Source organism: Bacillus yapensis (assembly GCF_005280205.1).
In the GTDB taxonomy this organism is placed as follows: Bacteria; Bacillota; Bacilli; order Bacillales; family Cytobacillaceae; genus Robertmurraya; species Robertmurraya yapensis.
The window spans coordinates 1-1,870 of the sequence record NZ_SUND01000043.1 but is presented as its reverse complement, the minus strand read 5'-3'; the positions used below and the strand labels follow the sequence as shown (position 1 = coordinate 1,870).

The 1,870-nt window shown below is 41.8% G+C and carries 1 protein-coding gene; it reads right to left on the bottom strand.

The genetic code is table 11. The features are described from left to right. Positions 1-79 precede the first annotated feature (79 nt). Entirely contained in the window at positions 80-1,369 is a 1,290-nt protein-coding gene (gene ltrA, locus FAR12_RS23065; RefSeq protein ID WP_246010488.1) for a group II intron reverse transcriptase/maturase, read from the bottom strand. Positions 1,370-1,870 lie beyond the last annotated feature (501 nt).

Below are 1,870 nucleotides of genomic sequence, written 5' to 3'. Positions count from 1 at the left end.
AATCGAGTAGGAGGGGGTGACTAACCCCCGACCTCTCACACCACCGTACGTACCGTTCGGTATACGGCGGTTCGAAAGTTTATGAAATCACATTTGTTAAGAATTTCAAACCTTGCTCTTGCCAATATTTATTGTCTAAGGCAAGATGTAATACAGGACTTTTGGATAATCGCCAATATCCTTTTCGGGTATTGGCATTTTTCCATGCTTCTTCCTCTGAGATTCCGAGTTTTATAAGGTTTCTGCCCTTCGCTTTGACCTTTTTCCATTCTTTCCACCTACAGGCCCTTAATCTTCGCCTATTATGACGGTCGATTTCACTGGCATATGTCTTTATGTCCGCTATCAAGAAATAGTTCCCCCAACCTTGAATGAGTTGGTTTATTTTTGTGATGCGGTATTCCATGCTTACTCCCCAATTTCGGTTAGTCAGTTTCTTTAGCTTCTCTTCAAGCCTTTTCTTTCTTTGTTTTGGCACGAATACTCTAATTTTACCTCTACTTTTGTAAAAACTTATACCTAAGAATATCCGTGCGTTCGGCTTTCCCACGGCGCTTTTCTCCTGATTTACTTTAAGCTTCAACTTTCTTTCTATAAACTGAGTGACTCCTTCTTTGACCCGTTCTCCTGCTTTTAAGCTTTTGACGAAGATATTACAGTCATCTGCGTATCTCACAAATTTATGACCGCGTTTTTCTAGTTCTTTATCCAATTCGTTAAGTACAATGTTACTTAGTATCGGACTTAATGGTCCACCTTGAGGTGTACCCTCTATATTCGGTTTGACTAGACCATCCTCCAAAACACCTGCTTGAAGATATCTTCTGATTAACTTCAATGTAGGTTTATCTGTTATTGTTTTAGCTATAAGTGACATGAGTTTGTCATGATTTACTCGGTCAAAGAATTTCTCTAAGTCTATATCTACAACGAAGTTGTATCCATCTTCGATGTATTGTCTCGCTTGTTCAATCGCTTGATGCGCGCTTCTGTTCGGTCTAAAGCCGAAGCTAAATGCGCTAAACTGTTTCTCAAAGATAGGTGTAAGCTTCTGTACGATGGCTTGTTGGATAACTCTATCCGTCACGGTTGGGATTCCAAGCTTTCTTTTCCCACCGTCCGGTTTAGGAATTTCCACCCTTCTTACTGGTTGTGGTTTGTACTTTCCTTCTTTAATAAGCTCGACAATCATTTGACCTTCTTCTCTCAAGTAAAGGCGAGTAGCTTCTATATCTTTCTCATCGACTCCTGCTGCTCCTTTGTTACTTTTAACCTTTTCGAAAGCTTTGGTCAGATTGTCGGGCTCTATAATTTTCTCGATTAAACTTAAATTTGATTCCATACTGTTCCCGTACTCTTGAGGTTGCATAAGGATAACTCCACGCTATATAAAAGTTCCCAGTTTTCCGAACCTTCCTCTCTTAAATAGCCGTTACGTTGGCTGTGTCTTCGTTTCCTTATCAATGGCTCTAGCACGGTTACTCCTTTCGTTCCGTCCTTCTCAAACCGTAGGTTTGATACTATGACTTCTGCTGACTTCTCTTGAATCAGCTAACCATCACTGGATAGGTTCCCAGAGGGGTTTCAAGAGATCTCCCGGGGTAAGTTCACTCGCTTTCTCCTCACATATCTGCCACATTTATTCTTATCCCATCCGTGGATATTTTGGACTTCGTTTTGTTATGCAAACTCGTCCTAGAATAAAAACCTCATATGTGATTTGTGTCCCTCAGACCGAGGATTTGCCTAGAGCTTCCTTCAGATTCCGCGTCACCACGGACACCCTTGCTTTCGGCTAATGGTTCGCATATCCCAACGCCCATAGCGGACTTGCACCGCCTAGCTAGTGAACATGCCCGGCACACATAAA

What these genes read in the sequence shown, in the direction of transcription:
- ltrA (WP_246010488.1), bottom strand. Translation starts at nt 1,369, where the DNA reads ATGCAACCTCAAGAGTACGGGAACAGTATGGAATCAAATTTAAGTTTA.